This window comes from Enterococcus sp. AZ020 (assembly GCF_050499205.1).
Taxonomy (GTDB): domain Bacteria; phylum Bacillota; class Bacilli; order Lactobacillales; family Enterococcaceae; genus Enterococcus_L; species Enterococcus_L dunnyi.
The window spans coordinates 367,074-390,482 of the sequence record NZ_JBIPAT010000001.1 but is presented as its reverse complement, the minus strand read 5'-3'; the positions used below and the strand labels follow the sequence as shown (position 1 = coordinate 390,482).

The following is a 23,409-nucleotide window of genomic DNA, read 5'->3' as shown; positions in this document are numbered from 1 at the left end:
CGAAATCAATTAGTCTTTGCTTCCTGACTGATTTTCCAAGTACAAAAACCTGCTAAAGCCACAAAAGAGGTTGAGACAGAAGTGTCTAATCCCGAGAAATAAGAAAGAATTCACGAAAATTGTTTTCCAAATTTTTGTGAATTCTTTCTTATTTCCGACCTTCAAAGCTTAGGGCTTTAGCCCTTAGCATTTGATGAGATCGGAGTGCAACGTAGTGGGATTGCTTCTGATCTCACCGTTTATCCGGATTCCAGGTGTCTAGGATTTGACTCACAGAGTTTTGTTCCAACCCCTTTTTATATAGAATCGTCTAGTTGTTCATTCGCTGAATGGATCGGTTTGACCTTTAAGATATCTAAAAAGAAAGTAAAAATCGGAATACCAACAATCAGTCCCCAAACACCAAAAAGCCGTTCACTGATCAATAAGATGACAAATGTATAAAAAATCGGCAAATCAGTTTTACTGGACATGAATTTTGGATTCAAGACATAAGATTCAAATAGATGGACGATAAGAATGACTGCTAAAATATAAATCACATCATTGATCCCGCCTTGAGAATAGGCGATAAAGCTCAAGGGAATACAAGAAACGATCACACCTGCTACAGGAATCAGACTTAAAATAAAGATCATGATCGCCAAACTAGGAAGCTGAGAAAATCCGATCAGTGCCAAACAAATCGTCGTAATGACAGTATTGACGACGGCAATAAAGAATTGAGCTTCCATTACCACACCAAAGGTATTGACGAACTTATCTGCAAAATAGTAAATGTCCTGAAAGAACCAATCAAAATCACTTTTAAGAAATAATTTAGAAAAATCAGCCATCTGTTTTTTTTCGATCATGAAAAAGAAACTCAAGATAAAAGAAAGAACGACGGACAGTCCAAGTGAACCAATATCCTGAACATAACGTAAGAGCATACTAGCACCATTTTGGATCTGTGCAGTAAGGTTTGACTTTTCCAGATAATCATCGATGATCATAAGCAACTGATTATCATTATTATCAGGATTTTGATAAAAATGAACAACAGAATTGTACATTTGAACCGTTTGTTTCGCTAAGATTGGCACATAGTTGGTTATTATCAGATAAACGAAAAAAACAATCAAAGAATAGATGATCAAAACCAGAATAAGCGATGGTATTTTAAGAAAATGCTGTATACATTTCACTAGGTGAAGCGCTAAAAAAGTAAAAATAAATGTCAACAAAATCATTGTGATCATACTTCTAGCTAAAAATAAAATAAAAATAACGACTGCTAAAACAAAAAAACGTCTTAAACGGATATTTTGAACAAATTTTTCATAAAAAGACACACACTTCACTCCTTAAGCAACTACTTTGTAAGATAACTATAAAGCTTTTTTTCTTTTTAAGATAGCAATTTTATCGATAATTTGAAAAAAATAATAAGATTAGTAAATTTAAAGAATCGTTCCCCTTTACAAAAAGAACGTACGTTCGTATAATTAGTTTGGTAGTACAATTTAAATAGGAGAAGGATGCCGTCATGCAGTCAATGGATATTTTAAAAAGAGAATTTGCCCATTTTGAACGATGTGATCACGAAGAACAGAATGAGGAATATGAAGGAGCAGTATTTACTATTAGTGAGCCAAATATCAGGATCAGAAGTAGATTAGGAAAAAAGACACCTAAGAAAACTGGGTATTTTGTTGCCTTTTGGGAAAAGGATGAAACACAAAAAAACAGACCTTTTCAAGCTAAAAATAGCCCAGAAAAATTAGTGATCGTCATACGCGATTTTAATAAAAAAGGACTATTTATCATCCCTAAAGATGCGGCAGTTGAAAGGCAAATTTTATCAACGAAAGATCAGGTTGGAAAGATGGCTATGCGGTTTTATCCGCCTTGGTGTTCAGGATTAAATCGAACAGCTCAGAGTACACAAAAATGGCAATTGAATTATTTTAAAGACTATTCAGACACTGACTTATAGAAAAAAGGTAAAGGAAAAACAAAAATGCAGCCGATTATTTACTAAAAGGAATCAGTCAACTAAAGAGGATGAACTGAAACAAGGAGTGGATCATAATGTTTTTTGAGTATGAGAAAGAACCTCGAAGAACGATTTTTTGTATAGATGTCAAGTCATTTTATGCTTCTGTGGAATGTGTTGCGCGTGGGTATGATCCTCTTGAAAAAATGCTCGTAGTGATGAGTCATGCTGAAAATTCTGGGGGCTTAGTACTAGCTTCTTCTCCAAAAGCGAAAGAGGTCTTAGGAATTACAAACGTAACGAGAAAATACGATGTTCCCAATCATCCTGCGCTTGAAATTGTTCCTCCTAGAATGAATGAATACATTAAGGAAAATATGAAAATCAATGAGATTTATTCTGAATATGTAGCAGATGAAGATTTGCATATCTACTCGATCGACGAATCTTTTTTAGATGTAACTGCCAGTTGGAAATTATTTGGCCAATCGCCGGTCGAATTAGCAAGAGCCATTCAAAAACGAGTCAAAAAAGAAACCGGGCTTTACATCACGATCGGAATTGGAGATAATCCGTTGTTGGCCAAATTGGCCATGGATATCGAAGCGAAACATACTAATGAGCGGTTAGCTGAATGGCATTATGAAGATGTTCGTAAAAAAGTTTGGACAATCGAACCAATGACAGAAATGTGGGGAATAGGTCATCGACTGGAAAAACGCTTGAATAATTTGGGTATTCGTTCAGTCTATGAGCTTGCTCACACAGATATCAATAAGCTAAAAAGAAATTTGGGGATCATTGGCGAACAGCTTTACGCGCATGCGCATGGAATCGACCGCAGCCGCCTCTCTGAAAAATACATACCAGAAGAACGATCATTTAATAATTCTCAAATTTTGATGCGGGATTACTTGAAACAGGAAGAAATCGAGGTGGTGATTCGTGAAATGGCCGATCAAGTTGCAGCGAGGCTTAGAAAAGCACATTGCCAAACTGAATGTGTCCATCTATCTGTCGGTGCCTCTAGAGGAACCAGACAGCCTCATACTGGATTCTCTAGACAAATGAAAGTACCATTGACCAATAGCAGTAAGCTTTTGACTGAATACTGTTTGATGCTTTTTAGGCAGTATTGGAGAGGTGAGGAAGTCCGACATATTGGAATCACTTATTCCAAACTAAACTACAATACTTATGTTCAACTGGATTTATTTCACGAACCAACAGAGCAGTTAAAAGAGTTGGAGCTGGATCATGTGATCGATGATATCCGTCAACGCTTTGGCTATGTTTCTTTAGTTCATGCAAGTTCAATGACAAAAGGTGGTACAGCAATTTCTAGAGCGTCATTGGTTGGCGGTCACGCTGGAGGATTGGAGGGATTAGAATGAGCAAGGAAAGAGATTATTATTTTGAACAATACCAAGATCGAAAAATGAAGAAGTGGGCAGGCTTTTATTTATCTGAGCACACAGCAATTATTGCTAAAGAACAAAACAAACGACCACCCGAACAAAAAGTACAAATGAGCTGGATCGAAATTGATGCTGTATTAGCTAAAGCTTTTCAAGAGCAGCTTCTTGTAGCTATTCAAAAAGAAGAATTAGACAGTGAAGGAAACTATGGTGAAGACATTAAAGGGTTGATAAAAGGACATGATGAACTGGGCATCTACATTTCTGATCAAAAAGTTGGATACGATGAAATCAGGCATGTAGAGATCAGTTGAAAACGCGAGCGAATAAACACAAGAAAAAAGCAGCTCCTTCTGATTCTCGGAGCTGCTTTTTTCCTTAGCCTTGTTTTAGTCTAGTTTTTAAGAAACAGGGCCTACATAAAAATAATCAAATAGAGTCAATACGATCATCGCCAATACAATCAATCCGCAAATAATCATATGCCGACGTTTTCTCATGACAACGATTGCGATAAATTCTCGTAAAAAGGCATTAGGTAAAAAATAGAAGGCTGTTTTAGCACCGACACCATTCGCCTTTAGGTTAGCCATTTTAGCAAACATACCTGCACGGAATAAATGAAAATTATTCGTTGTAAAAATTGCTCGATAGGCGGCCGAACCAACAGACTGCTCGATGATTTCTTTAGAAAATTTCATATTTTCCAAAGTATTTTTAGAATTTGCTTCAACGAGAATATCTTGTTCTGGTATTCCTTTTTCTAAAGCATATGCCTTCATGGCAGCTCCTTCAGCCAAATGCTCATCGTCTCCTTTTCCACCAGACATGATGATTTTAGGTGCTCGTTGTGTTGCTGCCTTTTGAGCTTGGTAAAATTGAATCGCTTTATTGATCCTATTTCCTAAAAGAGGAGGCACTGTTTTCCCATCGATCAAGCCAGAACCAAGTACGATGATAAAATCTTGATTATACCTAGGTTGATTAAATTGATAGATGACCGAAATCGTTAAAAAGTTGTAAAAAACAACTGAAAAATAGAGCAATATAGCTGGTAAAATACCAAATAAGGTGACTGCCCATTGCGGTAAAATACTTGTAGAGAAGTAACTAAAGATCAAGAAAACAGTCAAGCCGATAGCTAGTAGTAAAGTCAGCAGATTTGCCAGCGACCGACCCTCTTTTTTCATGACTATGATCGCATTCCAATATAAAAAGACAAGCAATGCGTACAGCCCAATCAACAATAGTAAAAATAGAAAGACCCAGGTAACTACCGCCATGACAACTAGCAGTGGATTAATTGTTCGGAGAACTAAGAACCCTAAGTAGCTCATCCCGACGACTAAAAATAAATTGAACAACAATCCATTGACCAAACGTCGCTTTTCTTTAAAGTAACTAAATAGAAAGATCGTAAGAAAGAGCGATGGAATCAAAAAATAAAAAGAGTGCAGTTGGGCCTCTAAAAAGATGACGTAACAAATGAAACAAATTGAAAACCAAAGGACTTCAAAAAACTTCCAGTCTTTGTCTACTTTGTTTTTGCGCCATTTTGGAATAATGAATACGCCGATCAAATAAATCAGGCCAAGTATGATCGTAAAATAAGTCCCCATAATAAAAACTCCTTTAATAACTGATATCTTCTTTAGTATAACGAAAATCAGGTAAAAACAATACTAAAAAACGTTGAATCAGCTGCATAAAGAAACTGATCCAACGTTTTAGCGATAAAAATAGTTTTTATTGTGGTGGACGGACAGGAAGAATGATCAAAAAAGTTGTTCCTTGATTTGTTTCTGACTGAACATCCAAGTACCATTCATATTTGGCGATGATAGAAGCTACTGCGAATAAACCAAGACCTGTTCCTTCATCAGCTGATTTTGTCGTGAAGAACGGTTCGAAGATTTTTTCTCTAATGTCAGAAGGAATTCCTGGACCATTATCAGTAATTTCCAGAGTGACGAAATGTTCTTCTGATTGAATTCGTATATTGTCTTTCTTGATTTCTTCTGCAACTTTTTTAGGCGTTGGAGCAACAGTGACCTGGATTTTAGGGATCGTTGACTGCTCTTTGGTCGCTTGGTATGCATTTGTGATCAAGTTATAGATCAGATTTTGGACATCGATTTCTTCAAATTTAGCTGTACCAAGATTTTCTTGGATCGAGATCGATAATTGAACATTTTTAGGGATGATCTCTTTGATCAAATGTGTCGCAACACCGATCGCAGCAGAAACATCCAGCCACTCTTGTACGCTTTGTTGTGTTTTAGAAAAGCGCAGGACATTGGCCGACAATTGTTGGCCTTTTTGTGCAGAATGGAGAATATCTTCTAAATCTTCTTCTAGTACCGGATCATCTGAATATTCTTCTAAAAGTAGTTGCGTATTTCCAATGATCGGTGTCAAGAAATTATTCATGTCATGAACAATAGAAGTCGTCAGTAAACCGACTGTTTCCATCTTATTCCGCTGATAAAGCTCTAATTCTAATTGATGCTGTAATTTTTGCTGTTGCTGCTTTTCGATCAGCTGTTTGTTTTCTTCTTCGATGCGTTCTTTTTTTCTAAAATTATGAATAAATAGAGAAAAGATACCCACAAGTAAAAGCAGGACGACTAAAAGCAAGGAGAGCATGATGACAAAATTGATGATATCATCGTTTCGTTCATTATAATCAGCATTGATTGCGACGACCCAATGAGCTAAGCCGACATCGATCCACTCAAATGCGCTGATTTTCAAAACTTCTTTAGGAACGTCTTCATCCCACCAATAAGATTTATAGGTCAATTTTCCAGAAGAATGACTTAGTTGGTATTTTTCTAATTTTTTTAAGTCAGAGTAGTCAAGATCAGGATAAATTTTTTCACGGTCTGTGACGATATCCAAACCAACCTGCTCGGCAACAGGATGCATAACGACTGTCATCGACTGATCTTTGATCATCGGATAACCTTTGTAATCTAGTTCAAAATCTTGTAGAAAATTCTGATAGAACGTTTGTAAATGCAGCGGTAAAATCAGATAGCCGTCGATTTTGTCATCTGCTGTTTTAATTTCCTGATAAAAATTAAGATACGCTTTTTTATCAATAAAATAAGAAGCACTATTTTGCGCTGTTGGCTTATCTAACAACTGTCTCAAAGATAAATCATGATTGATATAAGGTTGAATAGTTTGAGTATCTGCGATCGTTACAGTCTTTTTTTCTGAGTCCCAATGAAAGGCGTAAATCGGTGTTCCGTTAGGATCGATGTAAAAAAGAGCATCAGCTTCTCCGTTCAATGAATCGAAAAACGTCGTTAGGGTGGATTGGCTGTTTTTTAAATAGGCGGCAGGATCATCACTATTTTTTAAATTTCCGTCAATAGCCAAATAGTTCAATGCTTGATGACGGTTTTTCATAGAGAGCTGGATCACTTTGCCGACATACTCAGTTGATTGTAAAAGAAAATCTTGGCCGCTGGCAGTCGTTGTTTTACGAATGACTGAGAAGCCGCGGATCGCAAAGAATACGGAGACGATGATAAAAAGCGTCATTGCTATGATCATAAGGTTCACGATCTTATTTGTACGTTTCATTTGGATAACTCCTTTCATAGTATGTTCATATCATAACAAGTTCAAGTTGAAATTTGAAGACAATTCGGCTATTGTATAGGTATGTAAAATGGACAATGGGGTGTATATCGTGCGAAACGAAAAAATCTTAGTGGTCGATGATGATCCGGCAATTCGCCGTTTGATCTGGAAATCACTACAGTCGACGGGATTACTGGTTTATCAAAGTGATACGATCGAAAAAACTATCGAGATCATGAAGCGGGTCGATTTCCAGTTGTTTCTTTTAGATGTTAGTTTGGAGCACGAAAATGATGGCTATCATTTAGCTCAATTGATTCGAGAGCATCAACCGTTGACACCGATCATTTTTGTCAGCGGGAAGAAAAGCGAACAAGATATTATCAGCGGCTTAGAATCTGGAGGCGATGTCTACCTTTCAAAGCCGTTTGCACCAAATGTGTTGAGAGCTCAAGTTATTAGCACATTGAATCGAACGGAGCAACTACTGACGCTAAGAGAACATAGTGAAGAAGCAACGTTGACGGAAGGTATTTTTTCCTTCAATAAACATCAATATCAGTTTAGTAAAAATGGTGAAGTAGTCAATATGACCTCTAAGGAGATCATGATGATTTTGTTCTTTATGGAAAATCCCCAGCAAGTGTTCAGTAAGGAGCAGATCTATGCTAATGTATGGAATGATGGTGAAATCGATAAGAACTTGATCACGGTGTATATTAACTATTTACGCAATAAAATTGAAGATGATCCTAAAAAGCCGAAGTATCTCCAAACTGTGTGGGGTATCGGTTATCTATTCAATCCAGAAGGAAAAGAGGCTGAGACAAAAGCTTTTGACTCTTGAGAATAAAGCAGCATTCACAAAAATGAACGAATCACTTTTGTGAATGCTGCTTTATTTTTTTAGTGTCTGCCTTTTTCTTAGCCTCTAATTAACGTTTAAACAAGTCCTTCCAGCTGACCGAAAAAGTAGCTTAATGCAAGTAAATCAGCAGAGCCTCCCGGACTCAGATGATCACGGATCAATGCTTGATCAAAGGCGACCAGCTTACGTTCTAATTCATCGATAGAAGAGTCTTCTGAAAGAGATCGTGCCTGTTGTGCGGCCATTTTTTTGACCTGCTGCCAGGCATTGATCCCTCCGCGGTTGATCAAGTTAGAATCCTCGACACTTGCCATTAAAGACAAGAGTAAAAGCAGAAATGTTTTTCTATCATTTAGCGACTGCCTTTGTCTCAAGAAGGGCAAAGCAGTTTCCTGAAGTGAAGGATAGCCAGCAGCCGCTTCGCCTCTTATACCGGTAAAACCATGATCGAGGTATAATTTTTCACCATTCGTCAGTTCCTTTTTCTTTGTTAGGTTTGAAAAATCTTGAGCAACAAGTTTATTTGTCATTTGTTTCGTATAGTCAAAAATAGCTTTGGTATCAGCTTCGGAAAAAGGGAGCGACAGTTGTTCCTTTTGAAGCAGCTTTCCAATGCTGGCTAAAATCAATGCGAAAGAAAAATTAGCTCCTTTATGAGTATTGACTCCTTCGGTTTTTTTGAGCATCTCTTTTTCGGCCAACTGACCGGTTGAACGAACCTTTTGAAACAAAGCTTCAGGTGTTCCATGATGTGCTAGACCTAGTTCAAGATAATCAGTGAAAAAGGGTGCCAGAGCTCGGCTGCTGTCAAGAAAAGTTCCGTAATCCATATCCTTATGAGCCCCAGAACTGATAGGATCAACTAGGCCAGGTTTAGGATATAAAGCAGCTTCAAAAAGCAAAGACTGTAAAGCGAAATTACTAATTTTTTTAAGGAGTTCCTGATTAGTTATCTGAGTCATTTAAATGTTTTTCCATTTCTTTGATGATAAAGGACTGTGAATAGGTTAGGTGCTCCGTAATTAGCAATTCCAACTGCTCTTTTTCTTGATTCAGCATACAATAGTAAATCAACCAATGTTCTTTCAAAGCTTTATCCCGACGTTCTTTTGAGCGAATAGAGATGTCGCGGAAATAGATCAAATATTCTCTAAGTTTCATTACGATCGATTTGAGTCGGCGCATTTGGCTTTTTTCATAGATCAATTCATTGAAGTCTGAAAATTTTTGCAGCACTTGATCGATTTCATTTGCTTCATTCAACCGTTCAGTTTCCTCTAACAATTCTCTCAGCTCTTCAAAGTCCGCTTCATTCATTTCATCCATCGCAGTCAAGGTAGCTAATACATCTAATGATTTTCTGATGGCATAAATTTCATGTGCATCATTGATAGATATTCCTTTAACGATGATACCAACACCGGGAACATGATCGACTAAATCTTCTTCAACCAGTTTTTGCAGAGCATAGCGGATCGGTGTGCGGCTGATATTCATGACTTCTGAAAATTCTTTTTCGTTGATCCGCTGTCCAGCTTGAATTTCTCCTAAAATGATTGTTTTGCGAAATGCTTTGTAAACCAACTCTTTTAGCGGCTCATTAAGACTTAAATCTAGATTTTTTCCGACAGCCTCTGATATTGTACTCATTTTCCAGTACTCCTTTTGCTGATATAGTAGGAAAAATATACACTTCTTTTCCTTTAGATTCCTTAAAAAGTGCTAAGAAATCTAAGAAAGTTTTGTGCATGCAGTGTCCTTACTGAGGAATGTATAACGGCATATGTCCAGTTAGAACAATTGTTACAACAAAGATAATGAAAATTCCCAATGCCCATTTCGCTGCTTCTTTTTGCCATTGTCCCATATCTAAACCAGTTAAACGAAGCAACAAGTAAATGAAGGCAACCAATGGACTCAATAAGTGGAACGCTTGACCCATCAATGATGCTAACGCCATTTGCATATCTGTAAATCCATACGCACGTCCAGCTTCTGCTAACACAGGCAGTACGCCGAAGTAAAAACCATCATTTGATATAAAGAATGTACCTGGTGCTGAAATCAAAGCGATCACTAAGCCCCAGAAGCCAGCTAATTGATCCGGAATGATTTTTGTGAAACTTTGAGCTAAAGCATCTGCCATACCAGTTCCTTGGAACAAGCCCATGAAGACGCCAGCTGCAAAGACTAATATAACTACTTGAACAGCATCTCCGCCGTTAGCACCGATCCGTGATGACTGATCTTTTAAAACAGGATAGTTGACCATCAAAGCAATAACCGTACCGGTCAAGAATAAGAATAACGGTGGTAAACCAAGTCCAACAAATGAATCTGTTACTAATAAAGCAATCAAGCCAATTGTCATAATAGCATTGAATAGCCAATTTTTTGGACGACGAATCGCTAATGTTTCTTCATCTGTTACAGTTGTCATTTCATCGATTTCAGCATCTGTTAGCTGTTTGACACCTAAGCGGGCACGTTCTTTTCGACCCATTGAAGGAGCAACGATGAAGATGACATATAAAAGAGCAATGATCATACCAGGAATCAGATAAGCTAAAATTTCTGCTCCAACATTTAAAACACTCATTGCACGAGCAGTCGGTCCGCCCCATGGTAGTAAGTTCATGATCGTATTTTGTAAAATAACCAAAACACCCAAATTCATCAATTTCATGTCCAGTTTTTTATAAATAGGAATAAAAGCTGAACAGCAAATCAATGTAGTCGTTGTTCCGTCTCCGTTAAGAGAAACAGCAGCAGCAACAACCGCGGTTGCGATCAATACTTTCATTGGATCACCTTTGGCAATGTGGATCATCTTTTTGGTGATCGGATCAAATAGACCGGCATCCAGCATGATTGAAAAATAAAGAATCGCGAACAAGAGCATAATACCTGTAGTAGAAGTTGTCTTGATTCCTTCCATTACAAAGTCTCCGATGGATCCTTTGTTTGAAACACCAGTGAAGATGGCGATCAGTGCAAAGATCAGTGGAATCAAAACTAGTGCTGTAAACGGTGACATTTTCTTTTTCATGATCACAAACATAAAGACGATGATCATGACGTAAGACAAAACAGTAAGTAACATTTTTTCTCTCTCCTTTGATAATAAAATTGTTGTCTGAAACAATCAGAGAATTAGAATAGCAATTGAAATAAGATAACAATATAACTGATTATGAAAACCCTTTCTTGTTTCGTTTAACAAGCTTAGTGTAAAGCAAGTCTGTTGAGATAAATAGTTAGCAATGAGAAAAAGAACACCAAAAAAACAGGAATGATAACGGTTTCTTAAAGAGATGTTAATAAGATATTAATAAAATATTAAATGCTTGGAAACGCTTATATATCAATGTTTCCTGTAAGTTTGTACGGAAATGTCTACTAAGAAACAACAAAAGAACAATTTGAAAACACTGATATTGTTTTTTTGTCGAAGATTTTACCTATAATGAAATCATAAGCAGAAAGGATGTGAATCCATGGGGTTATTTAGCCGTCTTTTTACTAAAGAAAGTGAGGAAATAAAAACAGAGCATAATCAGATTCAACCGATTGAAGAAGATTCTGAATGGCAAAAAATAGCGGGGTATATTCCTGTTGAACGTGAAGAATATGAACGCATTTCAGTCATCGCTACTGCTATTGCAGCTGGTGATCAGCCAGATAGTAGTTTTACGATCAAACGCATCATGAAAAGAAATCCGGAGGCAGAACTTGTTTCAGTGATTGCTTCTAGTATTGCCTCAGCAGACCAACCAGAGAGTCAATTTGTTGTTCGATCGATTCAAGAGAAAAAATAGTTGTGCTGATGTGGATGTTTGAAAAATAGGTTTATATTCAAGGCTGAACGAGCCTGTTCCGCTTTTTGCTGGGAATCACAGCGAAAGAAATTGAGCTGATGATGAACAGTACAAGACTTTCGTTAGAAAGTGTTGATCATTTATTTTATCTAGCTGCACAAGCCTGTTTTTCGGAAAAAAGATAAAAATAAATTGTGGCAAAAAGCACCACATTTTATTTTTCCTATTTTTCTGTCAAAACTGAACGGCTTGTTCCGCCATTATTGTTATCTAGCTGCACAGGCTAGCCTTTCGAGAAAAAGATAAAAATAGAATGAGGTAAAGAGCACCTCAATCGATTTTTCCTATTTTCCAGTCAAGGCTGAATGAGCCTGTTCCGCTATTATTGTTATCTAGCTGCATGAGCCAGTCTCTCGAGAAAAAGATAAAACCTGAATAAGGCAAAGAACACCTTAGCTATGTTTTCCTATTTTCTAGTCGAGACTAAACGGCTCATTCCGCTTTAAATTTAAGGAGGAGTTTACATGTTACGTAAGTTTAAAATTTCTATTGATGGAAAAGAGTATTTAGTTGAAATGGAAGAAGTTGGTGGAGTGCCGCAAGCGCCAGTTGTTGCACCAACAGCTCCGGCTGCTGCGCCTGTAGCAGAAGCAACACCAACGCCTGCACCCGCATCTGCTGAGCAAACTGCACCAACAACAAGTTCACCAGCTGGCAGTGATGCAATGCCATCACCTATGCCGGGAACGATCTTAAAGATTTTGGTGAATGTTGGAGATACTGTACAGGAAAATCAACCGCTGATGATTCTTGAAGCAATGAAAATGGAAAACGAAATCGTTGCTGGAAAAGCTGGTACAGTCACAGGCATCCACGTTCAACAAGGCGATATGGTCAACCCAGGAGAGCCGTTGATTACAATCAAATAAATAGAGAAAAAAGAGTTTAATTTTAAAAGAGGAAGTGACGTTTGTGGAAACATTAATTGAAGGTGTAGTAGGGATGGGACAGGAACCTGGTCGTATTGTCATGATGCTGATCGGAGGCATCTTGATGTACTTAGGGATCAAAAAAGAGTACGAACCTACCTTGCTAGTACCAATGGGATTAGGAACGATGTTAGTTAACTTTCCCAACACTGGGGTATTAAGTGCTGGTGGCGAAGCTGGTCCATTTCAAGTGTTGTTTGATATGGGGATTTCAACGGAATTATTTCCATTGTTACTATTTATCGGAATAGGCGCTATGATCGATTTCGGACCATTATTACAAAATCCATTTTTATTATTGTTCGGTGCAGCCGCTCAATTTGGGATTTTCTTTACGATCATTGCTGCAGTACTATTAGGGTTTGATTTAAATGATGCCGCTTCTATTGGGATCATCGGAGCAGCAGATGGGCCAACATCTATCTTTGTTGCGAATACATTGAATTCAAAATATATGGGCGCGATCATGGTAGCTGCTTATTCATATATGGCCTTGGTACCAATCATTCAACCTGTAGCGATTAAAGCTGTTACAACGAAAAAGGAACGTAAAATTCGTATGACTTACCGTGCTGGTGAAGTATCACAGACAGCGAAAATTTTATTCCCGATCGTGATTACGATCGTCGCTGGTTTAGTAGCACCAGTTTCTCTACCACTAGTTGGGTTCTTGATGTTCGGGAATTTACTACGTGAATGTGGCGTTTTAGATCGTTTATCTGTTACAGCGCAAAATGAGCTGGTAAATATCATCAGTATTGTATTGGGACTGGCAATTTCAGTGAAAATGCAGTACGAGGAATTCTTACAAGTTGATACCTTGATGGTTATTGGTCTTGGCTTAGTGGCCTTTGTGATGGATTCAGTTGGCGGTGTTTTATTTGCAAAATTATTGAATCTGTTTAGAAAAGAAAAAATCAATCCAATGATCGGTGCCGCTGGTATTTCAGCATTTCCAATGTCAAGTCGCGTGATTCAAAAAATGGCAACAGATGAAGATCCTCAGAATTTTATTTTAATGCATGCAGCAGGTGCAAATGTATCTGGGCAAATTGCGTCTGTTATCGCCGGCGGCTTATTATTAGCATTGCTTGCGTAGTAGTTTATAGAAAAAAGGGAGAGGAGTTTGTTTATGTCAGCTGATTTACTAAAATCATTAGAGCTACTGATTTTTGGTTGGGGCGGCGTGTTTGTTGTCATTTTTGTGATTTACTTTGCGTCTTCGATGTTGAATAAATTATTTCCGCCAAAAAAGTAGGAAGTGATGAATAATGACTATCAGAAGAATTTGGCTTGATCGAGATCCATTAGGCAAACAGCAGTGGTCAGATTTTTTGATAACTGCCGGACTATTTCCTGATGAGCAGTTGGATTATACGATTGGTATCTACGATCAGGAAAAACTGATTGGAACAGGATCGATTTTTAGGAATATTTTAAAATGTGTGGCGATTGACGCTTCTTATCAAAATGAAAACCTGCTTACTCAGATTGTTCAGGCGTTACGAGAGCGACTGCGGGATATCGGCTATCAACATTATTTTTTATATACAAAGCCAAAAACGAGTCAATTGTTTCATTCTTTAGGATTTACTGAAATCGCGGCAACGTCAGATCTAGTTTTTATGGAGCAAGGCTTTCCAGATTTTAATGACTATTTGACGGAGCTCAAAAAGCAGCAACGAAAGACAAAGAATAATGCAGCAATCGTAATGAATGCCAATCCATTTACAAATGGTCATTTATATTTAGTTACAGAAGCTGCTAAAAGTGTAGAAACGGTTTATCTGTTTGTTTTGTCTGAGGAACGTTCGCTGTTTGATGCAAAAACACGTTTTGAACTTGTAAAAAAAGGAACGAAGCATTTAGAAAATGTTGTTGTTTTACCGACGCGAGAGTACATGGTATCCAGTGCGACCTTTCCATCTTATTTTTTGAAGGATCAGGCAAAAGCTAGTATTGCACAAGTACAGGCTGTTTTGGATGCCACGCTATTTAAAGAAAAAATTGCTTCTGCTCTGTCGATTTCTACTAGATTTGTTGGAGAAGAGCCATTTTCTGAAGTAACAGAAATTTATAATCAGGCGATGAAAAAGACCTTCGGATCTGCACTAAAGCTAGTTATTTTACCAAGAAAAAAAAGTGGTGAAGAAGTGATCAGTGCCTCTAGAGTTCGTGCTTTAATGGATGAGAAAAATTATGCAGCGATCAAGGCACTTGTTCCGCCTACAACTTTTGAAGCAATAACCAAACAAAATAATAAGTAATGAGGTGTACACTTTGGAAATCAAACAAAACGCATCTGCTGGAACAACTGAATCAAGCGATATCATGATTACAATTGGAAAAAATAGTGGAAACGGAATTCTAATTGAACTGGACAGCAGTGTCGAAAAACAATTTGGCCGTCAAATTCGTGAAAAAATACAGGAAACCTTGACTAATTTATCCGTCACTGACGCAAAGGTTCAAGCAATTGATAAAGGTGCATTGGACTGTACGATTCAAGCAAGAACAGTCGCAGCCGTATACCGAGCTGCTAATGAAGAAACGATTGATTGGCAGGTGATTCACTCATGGAACGCTTAAGAAGAACAATGATGTTTGTACCCGGAGCGAACGCATCGATGTTGCGGGATGCAACATTATACGGCGCAGACTCTGTGATGTTTGATTTGGAAGATGCTGTTTCGTTAAAAGAAAAAGACAGTGCACGCCTGCTTGTCTACAATGCTTTACGAACATTTGATTATTCAATGGTGGAAACAGTGGTTCGAATCAATGGATTAGATACAGTTGGGCATCAGGATATCGAGGCGATGGTTTTAGCTGGCGTAGATGTCATTCGTTTACCTAAAACAGAAACGGCTCAAGATATCGTAGATGTAGATAACGTTATCACTGAAATGGAAAAGAAATACACGATCGAAGTGGGTACGACGAAAATGATGGCAGCGATCGAATCAGCGGAAGGTGTGCTGAATGCGCGTGAAATCGCTAAGGCTAGCGAACGGCTGATCGGTATCGCATTAGGTGCAGAAGATTATGTGACGAATATGAAAACACACCGCTATCCCAATGGACAAGAGCTCTTTTTTGCCCGCAGCTTTATTTTACATTCTGCTAGAGCTGCAGGAATCGCTGCAATCGATACGGTTTACTCAGATGTCGATAATACAGAAGGCTTCTTAGCTGAGGTTGAGCAGATCAAACAACTAGGCTTTGATGGAAAATCAGTGATCAACCCTCGTCAAATTCCTTTAGTAAATAGTGTTTATGAACCAACTGCTAAAGAGATTCAACAAGCAAAAGAAGTGATCTGGGGAATCCGCGAAGCCGAAGCAAAAGGCTCTGGTGTTATCTCAGTCAACGGAAAAATGGTCGATAAACCGATCGTTGAACGAGCAGAACGTGTCATTGCTTTAGCGATCGCAGCAAAATTGATTTCTGAGGAGGAAGTCTAGAATGAAAAATAATGTAGGCAAAGAAATTCCAGATAATTATGCTGAAAATTATGGCGTGTTTTCCGGTGAGTTCACGAATATCCATGAATATAAAGAATCCAGCCGAACGATCCAGCCGGTTAGACCACGTGATACAAAATTATTGGGGAGCTTAAGAGAAGCGATTGAAAAAACAGGATTAAAAGACGGAATGACGATTTCATTCCATCACCATTTCCGTGAAGGTGATTTTGTCATGAATATGGTTTTAGAGGAAATCGCAGCAATGGGGATCAAGAACTTATCGATCGCCCCAAGCTCTATCGCCAATGTTCATGAACCATTGATCGAGCATATTAAAAATGGAGTCGTTACAAATATCACCTCAAGCGGTCTACGTGATAAAGTCGGAGCAGCGATTTCAGAAGGTATTATGGAAAATCCAGTTGTTATTCGCTCTCATGGTGGTAGAGCCCGCGCAATTGCTGCAGGAGACATTCACATCGATGTTGCCTTTTTAGGAGCACCAAGCTCGGATGCTTATGGCAATGTCAATGGAACAAAAGGAAAAGCAACTTGTGGTTCTTTAGGTTACGCGATGATCGATGCGAAGTATGCTGATCAAGTAGTGATTATTACAGATAGCTTGATGCCATATCCGAATACACCAATCAGTATTCCGCAAACAGATGTCGATTTTGTTGTTGAAGTTGATGCGATCGGTGATCCAGCTGGGATTGCCAAAGGAGCTACTCGTTTTACTAAGAATCCTAAAGAACTTTTGATTGCAGAGTATGCAGCTAAAGTGATCACTCACTCACCTTATTATAAAAATGGTTTTTCATTCCAAACAGGAACAGGTGGAGCGGCTTTGGCCGTATCTAGATTTTTAAAAGAAGCGATGATCAAAGATGGGATCACTGCAAGCTTTGCTTTAGGCGGTATAACGAATGCGATGGTCGAGTTGTTAGAAGACGGATTAGTAGAAAAAATCATTGATGTCCAAGATTTCGATCATCCATCAGCAGTCTCATTGGGTGCTAATGACAATCATTATGAGATCGATGCGAACATGTACGCATCGCCATTAAGTAAAGGATCTGTGATCAATCAACTTGATACAGCGATTCTTTCAGCGCTTGAAATCGATACGAATTTTAATGTCAATGTCATCACCGGCTCTGACGGTGTGATTCGCGGGGCATCTGGCGGACACTCAGATACAAGTGCTGCTTGTAAAATGAGCTTAGTCATTGCTCCGTTGATCCGCGGCAGAATCCCAACAATTGTTGAGGAAGTCAACACGGTTGTTACACCAGGCAGCAGTATTGATGTTGTTGTAACAGAGATCGGTATTGCTATCAATCCGGAACGGGAAGATTTAATGAAGCATTTTGAAGGACTTGATGTGCCTAAATTTACAATAAAAGAACTGCAGGAAAAAGCATACAGTATCGTTGATCGTCCAGAAGCTATTCAATATGGAGAAAAAGTCGTTGCTTTGATTGAATACCGTGACGGTTCGATCATCGATGTGGTCAGAAATGTGTAGAGCCTATTTTCAAGGTGAAGAAGTTGAACTGATCGATATGATGAATGCAAGGGAAAAACGTGTATCGATTCAGCATGAACTTTTAGGGAAGCATCCGCATGAAACATTGTTGAGCGCAACCATGAATATTCCTGGTCCTGTAAAAACGAATGAGCAACTCAAAGCCGCTTTTTTAACTGTCATTGAAGCAATCGATCGGCTGATTCCTCCTGAAAAAAGAGTTGCACGTAAATACCGTGACGTAAAAACAGGACCTGAATATTATTTAGTCATTAGAGAGACACCTGAAGTATTAAAAAAACAACTGATCGATTTGGAAGAGAGCCATCCTTATGGTCGCTTGCTGGACTTAGATGTTCTTTATCCAAAAGAGCAACAACTACTTTCTATTAGTCGGACAGAGTTGGGTTATCCCGTGCGTCATTGTTTTATCTGTGAAGATGAAGCAAAGATTTGCGGGCGCCAACGACGTCATAGTATAGAAGAAATGCAGCAAGCAATTAGTCAACTCATTGAGAAAGGAAAGATGAAATGACAAAAGAAGTACTTTTTACAGAAACCGTTCTGCGTGACGGACAACAAAGTCAAATCGCTACACGTATGCCAACAAGTGATATGTTGCCAATTATCCAAACTTTGGATGAGGCTGGTTTTCATGCACTAGAGATGTGGGGCGGCGCGACTTTTGATGCGTGTATACGCTTCTTGAACGAAGATCCGTGGGAACGATTACGAGCAATTAGAAAGGCCGTAAAACATACCAAATTACAAATGTTGTTAAGAGGACAAAATTTATTAGGTTATAAAAACTATGCAGATGATGTCGTTGAAGCTTTCGTACAAAAATCGATCGAGAACGGTATTGATATCATTCGCGTTTTTGACGCGTTGAATGATACTAGAAATCTGCAAACATCGATTGAAGCCACAAAGAAATACGGTGGTCATTGTCAACCTGCAATTTCTTATACGACAAGTGAGTTTCATACAATCGATTATTTTGTGAATTTAACGACGGAACTTGAAAAAATGGGTGCGGACTCAATTTGCATCAAAGACATGGCAGGAATCCTAACACCAAATGATGCGTACCGTTTAGTGACGGAAATCAAAAGCAACATTCAAGTGCCTTTAGAAGTCCATACACACGCGACAAGCGGGATCGCTGAAATGACGTACTTGAAAGCAGTTGAAGCGGGTGCAGACATTATCGATACAGCAATTTCCTCTTTCTCAGGAGGGACTAGCCAACCCGCAACAGAATCTATGGCTTTGGCTTTAGAAAACCTAGGCTATGATACACACTTAAATATGGATAAAGTTGCAGAAATCGCAGATTACTTTAATCCGATTCGTGATAGCTTTAGAGAAGAAGGTCTTTTAAATCCGAAGGTCAAAGATACGGAACCTAAAACATTACTTTATAAAGTACCTGGTGGTATGTTGTCTAATCTGTTGAGCCAGTTAACGGAGCAAGGACTTGTTGATAAATATGAGGAAGTATTGAAAGAAGTACCGAAAGTCCGAGCTGATCTTGGATATCCGCCACTGGTAACGCCATTGTCACAAATGGTGGGAACGCAAGCGGTGATGAATGTTATTAGTGGGGAACGCTATAAAATAGTACCAAAAGAAATCAAAGACTATGTCAAAGGATTATATGGAAAACCACCTGTAGCGATCTCTGAAGAAATGACTAAATTGATTATTGGAGACGAGGAAGTTATTACTGTTCGTCCTGCGGATTTACTAACACCTGAGATGTCGACGTATGAAGCAGAAATCAAGGAGTATGCAAAATCAACAGAAGATGTCTTGATGTATGCTTTATTCCCACAACAAGGAAAAGACTTTTTAGGTAGAAGAGAAGACCGTTTTTATGATATTCCGATTCAAGAAGTCACTGTGACATTGGATATTTAAAAAATCCAGCAAGGCTCAGAAGTGCTTGGTTTTGATATATGAAACGGATACTTGTATTTAGAAGTTGAAACAGAAGCAACTCCGAGAAATAACCAGGAGTTGCTTCTGTTTCTGCCGTTTATTAAGCTTTAGAGTGCGAAACAAAACTGATCATTAGTTTTGTCATGCACTCTTATTTTTACTGCAAAAATAAAAAAAATCCATCTTACATGAAATTGATAAAAATACATAAGACTTACTGAAATACATTCCAAATGATGTAAACTAAACCAAACAAATGTCTGAGATACATAAAATGTATATAAGGTTAAAATTAAATGTGAAAAACATGTAAAATAGCTAATTTTAAAAGGAGTAATAAAAGGAGATCATCTATTTTTAGCGGTTTTACACATCTTTTTATATTACGTAAATCTGACATGATAAAGTTAATTAACCTAACTTTTCTCATTTGTTTAAGGGTTTACATTCCGTTATAATGCCGTTATAATAGCTAAAATTAGATAATGCATAAATACTTCTAATCAAAGATTAATAAAAAGTGTGAGTTTTTACTTTGTTTAAAAGTAGAGGTATTGTGCAACGCTCAAATTTAGGAGGGATGGTTTTGATTTCTAAACAACGATCGGCAGAAACATTTTTTTACTATGACAACCAAAAATATCATTACTATGAGTTAGCGTCACTTGAAACAGAACAAAATCTTTTTGTTTCAAAGTTACCTTTTAGTATTCGGGTATTATTAGAATCTTTACTGCGGCAGAAAAATGGGACAGGCATCACTCAGCAACATATCGATCAATTAGCAAATTGGACTGCAAAAGAAAAAAATGTAGGAGAGGTTCCTTTTAAACCAGCACGTGTGATTCTTCAAGATTTCACTGGCGTTCCAGCAGTCGTCGATCTTGCTTCATTAAGAAAAACAATTGCAGATTTTGGCGGTGATCCGACTACGATCAATCCAGAAGTACCTGTTGATCTAGTGATCGATCATTCTGTCCAGGTAGATGTGGCAGGTGTAAAACAAGCTTTGCAGCTTAATATGAGCATGGAATTTCAACGCAATCAGGAGCGTTATCGCTTTTTGAGCTGGGCGCAAAAAGTTTTTGATAACTACCGTGTCGTACCACCAGCAACAGGGATCGTTCATCAAGTCAATGTGGAGTATCTTGCTTCTGTCGTGATTCAAAAGAAAATGGAGGATCAATCCACTCTTTTATATCCTGATACACTTGTTGGGACAGATTCACATACGACGATGGTCAATGCTTTAGGTGTTTTAGGCTGGGGAGTTGGCGGTATCGAAGCCGAAGCGAGTATGTTAGGCGAACCTTCTTATTTTCCGATTCCAGAGGTTATCGGCGTACGGTTTGTCAATGAGCTTTCTCAAGGAGCGACTGCGACAGATTTAGCTTTAAAAGTAACACAGGTGTTACGTGAACAAAAAGTCGTTGGTAAATTTGTAGAATTCTTTGGTCCCGGATTGGTAAATTTGAGTTTAGCAGACCGAGCAACTGTTGCGAATATGGCACCTGAATATGGTGCTACTTGTGGCTTTTTTCCTGTAGATGACGAGACGATTCGTTATTTACGTTTGACAGGAAGAGAAGAGCATGCCGTAAAAGTCGCAGAACATTATTTAAAAGAAAATCAGCTATTTTACGAGCCATCAACTGATCAAGAGCCCAGTTACACTAAAGTGATCGAAATCGACTTAAGTAAGATAGTAGCAAATTTAGCTGGTCCAAAACGACCACAAGATCTGATTCCCTTAACAGAAATGAAAAACAGTTTTGAAGAAGCAATCAATGCACCAAGTGGACTTCAAGGATTTGGTCTGTCCAAGGAGCAGCAAGAACAATCTATTCCTTTAGATCTAGAAGGAGAACACCACGAATTAAAATCAGGTGCGCTGGCGATTGCAGCGATTACTTCCTGTACGAATACATCTAACCCTTTTGTGATGTTAAGCGCTGGTTTGGTTGCTAAAAAAGCTGCCGAACTGGGATTGACAGTGCCTAATTATGTAAAAACGTCATTGGCGCCAGGGTCTAAAGTTGTGACTGCTTACCTTGAAAAAGCTGGGCTGCTCCCTTATTTAGAGACATTAGGATTTCATCTTGTCGGCTATGGCTGTACTACCTGTATAGGGAATTCAGGAGCATTAAAACCAGAAGTGGAAGAAGTAATCAAAGAAAATGACTTATTGACTGCTGGAGTATTAAGCGGGAATCGTAACTTTGAAGGACGGATCCATCCTTTAGTCAAAGCAAACTATCTTGCATCACCACCGCTTGTTGTACTATATGCATTAGCAGGAACTGTAGCTATTGATGTGTTTAATGAACCAATAGGGATCGATAAAAATGGCATACCAATCTATTTCAATGATTTATGGCCTTCTAGAGAAGAAGTTCAGCATTTGATCGATCAGTGTGTCACTCCTGAATTATATAAACAAGAATATGCAGGAGTATTCAATGACAATGAAGAATGGAATAAAATTCAAACGACTGCAGAGCCCTTGTATGCTTGGGATCAAGCGTCAACATATATAGCGAATCCTCCTTATTTTGAAGGAATGTCTCAGGAAAGAACCGTACGAGAACCATTAAAGAATCTAGCAGTTTTAGCTAAATTTGGAGACTCGGTGACAACTGATCACATTTCACCAGCTGGAAGTATTCAAAAAAATAGCCCGGCAGGACAGTATTTGACTGAACAAGGTGTTGACATCCGCGCATTTAATTCTTATGGCGCAAGAAGAGGTCATCACGAAGTAATGATGCGGGGAACGTTAGCCAATATTCGAATTCGTAATCAGTTAGTACCAGAGATAGAAGGCGGATACACCATATTCCATCCCACAAGAGAGACAATGCCGATTTATGATGCAGCGATGAAATATCAGCAGGAAGGAACCAAGCTCGTGATCTTAGCTGGAGATGATTACGGAATGGGCTCTTCTAGAGACTGGGCAGCAAAAGGTGTGCAGTTATTGGGTGTAGAGGCTGTGATCGCCAAAAGCTATGAGCGAATCCATCGTTCGAATTTAGTGATGATGGGTGTGTTGCCGCTACAATTTTTAAAAGGTCAAGATGCGGAGAGTTTAGGTTTAACAGGAACTGAACAATTCGATATCGAGATCGATGAAACCAAAGGGATTTTAGATACAGTAAAGGTCACAGCGAAAAAAGATTCGGGTGAAACGATTGAATTTGAGACGCTATTGCGTTTCGATTCTGCGGTTGATATCACGTACTATCAGCATGGTGGTATATTACCGATGGTCATTCGTAAAAAGTTGGAACAAATGGCTTGAAAAATATATAGCTAGTTTCATGGTAAAAGAATGAATTTGAGTTGATGATGAACAGTACAAGATTTTTGTAAGAAAGTGTTGATCATTGATGTTATCCAGCTGCACAGGCTAGCTCTTCGGAAAAAAGATAAAAATAGAGTGAGACAAAAAGCGTCTCAATCGATTTTTCCTATTTTTCAGTCAGAGCTTGACGAGCCTGTTCCGCTATTATCGTTATCCAGCTGCATAGGCTAGCTCTTCGGAAAAAAGATAAATATTGAGTGAGATAAAGAGCATCTCAATCAATATTTCCTATTTTTCAGTCAGAGCTGAACAAGCCTATTCCGCTTTTATCGTTATCTAGCTACACAAATCAATCCTTAGGAAAATAGATAAATTGTCTGTGAGGCAAAAAGCGCCTCAAAGTCAATTTCCTAATTTTCTGCAGACGATTTGTTTCGCTTTTACTGTTATCCAGCTACATAAATCAATCCTTAGGAAAATAGATAAATTGTCAGTGAGACG

The 23,409-nt window shown here is 38.3% G+C and carries 21 protein-coding genes; 15 read left to right on the top strand and 6 right to left on the bottom strand.

Annotated elements, in window-relative coordinates; translation table 11 throughout:
- Nucleotides 1-296 precede the first annotated feature (296 nt).
- Nucleotides 297-1,334, bottom strand: coding sequence for an AI-2E family transporter (locus IGI58_RS01870; RefSeq protein ID WP_087641334.1), 1,038 nt, complete (start codon nucleotides 1,332-1,334; stop codon nucleotides 297-299).
- A 194-nt stretch (nucleotides 1,335-1,528) separates the two neighbouring features.
- Here IGI58_RS01870 and IGI58_RS01865 point away from each other — a divergent pair, with 194 nt between their 5' ends.
- The 3 genes from IGI58_RS01865 to IGI58_RS01855 all read left to right on the top strand — a co-directional run bounded on the left by IGI58_RS01865 (nucleotide 1,529) and on the right by IGI58_RS01855 (nucleotide 3,710).
- Nucleotides 1,529-1,978: a MepB family protein gene (locus tag IGI58_RS01865; RefSeq protein WP_429954757.1), complete on the top strand. Its 450-nt coding sequence runs from the start codon at nucleotides 1,529-1,531 to the stop codon at nucleotides 1,976-1,978.
- 95 nt (nucleotides 1,979-2,073) lie between these two features.
- Complete coding sequence (locus IGI58_RS01860; protein ID WP_429954759.1) at nucleotides 2,074-3,372, top strand: Y-family DNA polymerase; 1,299 nt, start codon at nucleotides 2,074-2,076, stop codon at nucleotides 3,370-3,372.
- Nucleotides 3,369-3,710, top strand: a complete 342-nt coding sequence (locus IGI58_RS01855; protein WP_429954761.1) for a hypothetical protein — start codon at nucleotides 3,369-3,371, stop codon at nucleotides 3,708-3,710. Before IGI58_RS01860 ends, IGI58_RS01855 begins: the two co-directional genes overlap by 4 nt.
- Before the next feature lie 87 nt (nucleotides 3,711-3,797).
- Here IGI58_RS01855 and IGI58_RS01850 read toward each other — a convergent pair whose 3' ends face one another.
- Nucleotides 3,798-5,015 carry a YdcF family protein gene (locus IGI58_RS01850; protein ID WP_429954763.1) on the bottom strand — a complete coding sequence of 406 codons (1,218 nt, stop codon included), beginning with the start codon at nucleotides 5,013-5,015 and terminating at the stop codon, nucleotides 3,798-3,800.
- A 127-nt stretch (nucleotides 5,016-5,142) separates the two neighbouring features.
- The gene (locus IGI58_RS01845; RefSeq protein WP_429954765.1) at nucleotides 5,143-6,990 is read right to left on the bottom strand and encodes an ATP-binding protein; all 1,848 of its coding nucleotides are present in this window, start codon (nucleotides 6,988-6,990) and stop codon (nucleotides 5,143-5,145) included.
- A 109-nt stretch (nucleotides 6,991-7,099) separates the two neighbouring features.
- Between IGI58_RS01845 and IGI58_RS01840 the strand changes: the two genes are divergently transcribed.
- The gene (locus IGI58_RS01840) at nucleotides 7,100-7,837 is read left to right on the top strand and encodes a response regulator transcription factor (RefSeq protein ID WP_087641340.1); all 738 of its coding nucleotides are present in this window, start codon (nucleotides 7,100-7,102) and stop codon (nucleotides 7,835-7,837) included.
- Nucleotides 7,838-7,932: 95 nt separating this feature from the next.
- On the opposite strand, the gene citG is transcribed toward IGI58_RS01840, so the two are convergent.
- The 3 genes from citG to IGI58_RS01825 all read right to left on the bottom strand — a co-directional run bounded on the left by citG (nucleotide 7,933) and on the right by IGI58_RS01825 (nucleotide 10,961).
- Complete coding sequence (citG, locus tag IGI58_RS01835) at nucleotides 7,933-8,820, bottom strand: triphosphoribosyl-dephospho-CoA synthase CitG (RefSeq protein WP_429954767.1); 888 nt, start codon at nucleotides 8,818-8,820, stop codon at nucleotides 7,933-7,935.
- On the bottom strand, nucleotides 8,804-9,508 hold the full coding sequence (locus IGI58_RS01830) for a GntR family transcriptional regulator (RefSeq protein WP_429954769.1): 705 nt from the start codon (nucleotides 9,506-9,508) through the stop codon (nucleotides 8,804-8,806). The genes citG and IGI58_RS01830 overlap by 17 nt, the downstream gene beginning before the upstream one ends.
- 109 nt (nucleotides 9,509-9,617) lie before the next feature.
- Entirely contained in the window at nucleotides 9,618-10,961 is a 1,344-nt protein-coding gene (locus IGI58_RS01825) for a CitMHS family transporter (protein WP_087641343.1), read from the bottom strand.
- A gap of 394 nt (nucleotides 10,962-11,355) precedes the next feature.
- Here IGI58_RS01825 and IGI58_RS01820 point away from each other — a divergent pair, with 394 nt between their 5' ends.
- The 11 genes from IGI58_RS01820 (at nucleotide 11,356) to acnA (ending at nucleotide 22,905) form a co-directional block, all read left to right on the top strand.
- Complete coding sequence (locus IGI58_RS01820) at nucleotides 11,356-11,676, top strand: hypothetical protein (RefSeq protein WP_429954771.1); 321 nt, start codon at nucleotides 11,356-11,358, stop codon at nucleotides 11,674-11,676.
- A 524-nt stretch (nucleotides 11,677-12,200) separates the two neighbouring features.
- A complete protein-coding gene (locus IGI58_RS01815) occupies nucleotides 12,201-12,605 on the top strand; it encodes an acetyl-CoA carboxylase biotin carboxyl carrier protein subunit (RefSeq protein ID WP_429954773.1) in 405 nt (134 codons plus the stop codon).
- Nucleotides 12,606-12,648: 43 nt separating this feature from the next.
- On the top strand, nucleotides 12,649-13,764 hold the full coding sequence (locus tag IGI58_RS01810; protein ID WP_087641346.1) for a sodium ion-translocating decarboxylase subunit beta: 1,116 nt from the start codon (nucleotides 12,649-12,651) through the stop codon (nucleotides 13,762-13,764).
- Nucleotides 13,765-13,797: 33 nt separating this feature from the next.
- Complete coding sequence (locus IGI58_RS01805; protein ID WP_087641347.1) at nucleotides 13,798-13,923, top strand: OadG-related small transporter subunit; 126 nt, start codon at nucleotides 13,798-13,800, stop codon at nucleotides 13,921-13,923.
- Between the two features lie 13 nt (nucleotides 13,924-13,936).
- Nucleotides 13,937-14,932: a [citrate (pro-3S)-lyase] ligase gene (gene citC, locus IGI58_RS01800; protein WP_225534364.1), complete on the top strand. Its 996-nt coding sequence runs from the start codon at nucleotides 13,937-13,939 to the stop codon at nucleotides 14,930-14,932.
- A 13-nt stretch (nucleotides 14,933-14,945) separates the two neighbouring features.
- The gene (gene citD, locus IGI58_RS01795; RefSeq protein WP_087641349.1) at nucleotides 14,946-15,254 is read left to right on the top strand and encodes a citrate lyase acyl carrier protein; all 309 of its coding nucleotides are present in this window, start codon (nucleotides 14,946-14,948) and stop codon (nucleotides 15,252-15,254) included.
- Nucleotides 15,242-16,129, top strand: a complete 888-nt coding sequence (gene citE / locus IGI58_RS01790; protein WP_087641350.1) for a citrate (pro-3S)-lyase subunit beta — start codon at nucleotides 15,242-15,244, stop codon at nucleotides 16,127-16,129. The genes citD and citE overlap by 13 nt, the downstream gene beginning before the upstream one ends.
- 1 nt (nucleotide 16,130) lies before the next feature.
- Nucleotides 16,131-17,660, top strand: a complete 1,530-nt coding sequence (citF, locus tag IGI58_RS01785; RefSeq protein WP_087641351.1) for a citrate lyase subunit alpha — start codon at nucleotides 16,131-16,133, stop codon at nucleotides 17,658-17,660.
- Nucleotides 17,653-18,195, top strand: a complete 543-nt coding sequence (gene citX, locus IGI58_RS01780; protein WP_429954777.1) for a citrate lyase holo-[acyl-carrier protein] synthase — start codon at nucleotides 17,653-17,655, stop codon at nucleotides 18,193-18,195. Before citF ends, citX begins: the two co-directional genes overlap by 8 nt.
- The gene (locus IGI58_RS01775; RefSeq protein WP_429954779.1) at nucleotides 18,192-19,583 is read left to right on the top strand and encodes an oxaloacetate decarboxylase subunit alpha; all 1,392 of its coding nucleotides are present in this window, start codon (nucleotides 18,192-18,194) and stop codon (nucleotides 19,581-19,583) included. The genes citX and IGI58_RS01775 overlap by 4 nt, the downstream gene beginning before the upstream one ends.
- A 610-nt stretch (nucleotides 19,584-20,193) precedes the next feature.
- Complete coding sequence (gene acnA / locus IGI58_RS01770; RefSeq protein ID WP_429955392.1) at nucleotides 20,194-22,905, top strand: aconitate hydratase AcnA; 2,712 nt, start codon at nucleotides 20,194-20,196, stop codon at nucleotides 22,903-22,905.
- Nucleotides 22,906-23,409: the final 504 nt, after the last annotated feature.

Excerpts from the sequence above, each read along its gene's own strand:
- IGI58_RS01865 (WP_429954757.1), top strand. The coding sequence starts at position 1,529 with ATGCAGTCAATGGATATTTTAAAAAGAGAATTTGCCCATTTTGAACGA.
- IGI58_RS01860 (WP_429954759.1), top strand. The coding sequence starts at position 2,074 with ATGTTTTTTGAGTATGAGAAAGAACCTCGAAGAACGATTTTTTGTATA.
- IGI58_RS01855 (WP_429954761.1), top strand. The coding sequence starts at position 3,369 with ATGAGCAAGGAAAGAGATTATTATTTTGAACAATACCAAGATCGAAAA.
- IGI58_RS01850 (WP_429954763.1), bottom strand. The coding sequence starts at position 5,015 with ATGGGGACTTATTTTACGATCATACTTGGCCTGATTTATTTGATCGGC.
- IGI58_RS01845 (WP_429954765.1), bottom strand. The coding sequence starts at position 6,990 with ATGAAACGTACAAATAAGATCGTGAACCTTATGATCATAGCAATGACG.
- citG (WP_429954767.1), bottom strand. The coding sequence starts at position 8,820 with ATGACTCAGATAACTAATCAGGAACTCCTTAAAAAAATTAGTAATTTC.
- IGI58_RS01830 (WP_429954769.1), bottom strand. The coding sequence starts at position 9,508 with ATGAGTACAATATCAGAGGCTGTCGGAAAAAATCTAGATTTAAGTCTT.
- IGI58_RS01825 (WP_087641343.1), bottom strand. The coding sequence starts at position 10,961 with ATGTTACTTACTGTTTTGTCTTACGTCATGATCATCGTCTTTATGTTT.
- IGI58_RS01820 (WP_429954771.1), top strand. The coding sequence starts at position 11,356 with ATGGGGTTATTTAGCCGTCTTTTTACTAAAGAAAGTGAGGAAATAAAA.
- IGI58_RS01815 (WP_429954773.1), top strand. The coding sequence starts at position 12,201 with ATGTTACGTAAGTTTAAAATTTCTATTGATGGAAAAGAGTATTTAGTT.
- IGI58_RS01805 (WP_087641347.1), top strand. The coding sequence starts at position 13,798 with ATGTCAGCTGATTTACTAAAATCATTAGAGCTACTGATTTTTGGTTGG.
- citC (WP_225534364.1), top strand. The coding sequence starts at position 13,937 with ATGACTATCAGAAGAATTTGGCTTGATCGAGATCCATTAGGCAAACAG.
- citE (WP_087641350.1), top strand. The coding sequence starts at position 15,242 with ATGGAACGCTTAAGAAGAACAATGATGTTTGTACCCGGAGCGAACGCA.
- citF (WP_087641351.1), top strand. The coding sequence starts at position 16,131 with ATGAAAAATAATGTAGGCAAAGAAATTCCAGATAATTATGCTGAAAAT.
- citX (WP_429954777.1), top strand. The coding sequence starts at position 17,653 with ATGTGTAGAGCCTATTTTCAAGGTGAAGAAGTTGAACTGATCGATATG.
- IGI58_RS01775 (WP_429954779.1), top strand. The coding sequence starts at position 18,192 with ATGACAAAAGAAGTACTTTTTACAGAAACCGTTCTGCGTGACGGACAA.